The organism is Pseudoalteromonas sp. S16_S37 (genome assembly GCF_014694405.1).
Taxonomy (GTDB): Bacteria; Pseudomonadota; Gammaproteobacteria; order Enterobacterales; family Alteromonadaceae; genus Pseudoalteromonas.
This window is the reverse complement of the sequence record NZ_JAAUWV010000142.1, coordinates 1-1,374: the sequence shown is the minus strand read 5'-3', so window position 1 is coordinate 1,374 and position 1,374 is coordinate 1. Positions and strand designations below refer to the sequence as shown.

General features: G+C 46.5%; 1 rRNA gene. It reads right to left on the bottom strand.

Going from position 1 to position 1,374, the window contains the following annotated elements:
• A 23S ribosomal RNA gene (locus HC733_RS22230) occupies positions 1-1,155 on the bottom strand; the annotation flags it as partial.
• Between the last annotated feature and the right edge of the window lie 219 nt (positions 1,156-1,374).

The following is a 1,374-nucleotide window of genomic DNA, read 5'->3' as shown; positions in this document are numbered from 1 at the left end:
TTCGCAGCCGCAGCTTCGGTGGTATGTTTAGCCCCGTTACATCTTCCGCGCAGGCCGACTCGACTAGTGAGCTATTACGCTTTCTTTAAAGGGTGGCTGCTTCTAAGCCAACCTCCTAGCTGTTTTAGCCTTCCCACATCGTTTCCCACTTAACATACACTTTGGGACCTTAGCTGGCGGTCTGGGTTGTTTCCCTCTTCACGACGGACGTTAGCACCCGCCGTGTGTCTCCCGGATATTACTTTACGGTATTCGGAGTTTGCAAAGGGTTGGTAAGTCGGGATGACCCCCTAGCCTTAACAGTGCTCTACCCCCGTAAGTATTCGTCCGAGGCTCTACCTAAATAGATTTCGGGGAGAACCAGCTATCTCCCGGTTTGATTAGCCTTTCACTCCTAGCCACAGGTCATCCCCTAACTTTTCAACGTTAGTGGGTTCGGTCCTCCAGTTGATGTTACTCAACCTTCAACCTGCCCATGGCTAGATCACCGGGTTTCGGGTCTATACCTTGCAACTAAGCGCCCAGTTAAGACTCGCTTTCGCTACGGCTACCCTATTCGGTTAACCTCGCTACAAAATATAAGTCGCTGACCCATTATACAAAAGGTACGCAGTCACACCACGAAGGTGCTCCTACTGCTTGTACGTACACGGTTTCAGGTTCTATTTCACTCCCCTCACAGGGGTTCTTTTCGCCTTTCCCTCACGGTACTGGTTCACTATCGGTCAGTTGGGAGTATTTAGCCTTGGAGGATGGTCCCCCCATATTCAGACAAGGTTTCACGTGCCCCGTCCTACTCGATTTCACTTTAGATAAGTTTTTGTGTACGGGACTATCACCCTGTATCGTCATACTTTCCAGAATGTTCCACTAACTACACTAAAGCTTAAGGGCTGGTCCGATTTCGCTCGCCGCTACTTTCGGAATCTCGGTTGATTTCTTTTCCTACGGGTACTTAGATGTTTCAGTTCTCCGCGTTTGCCTCATATGGCTATGTATTCACCATATGATACCTGTAAACAGGTGGGTTTCCCCATTCGGAAATCCTAGTCTCAAGCGCCTCTTACTGGCTCAACTAGGCTTATCGCAAGTTAGTACGTCCTTCATCGCCTCCAACTGCCAAGGCATCCACCGTGTACGCTTAGTCACTTAACCATACAACCCAAAGTAGTTTTTCTTCGCTTTTGTGTTTCATACTGCGTTCTTCAACATTTTTACTTGGTCACATAACACGTTATGCTCCCGTCGATAAAAATATTAAACGCCTTGTCTAAAAAACAAAATCATTGAAAAATATCTAGTTTGACATTGTATATTCAAAGACTGATTTCAACTTCGCCAGAAGTTAATATTGAATACTAAAGTAGATGCTAA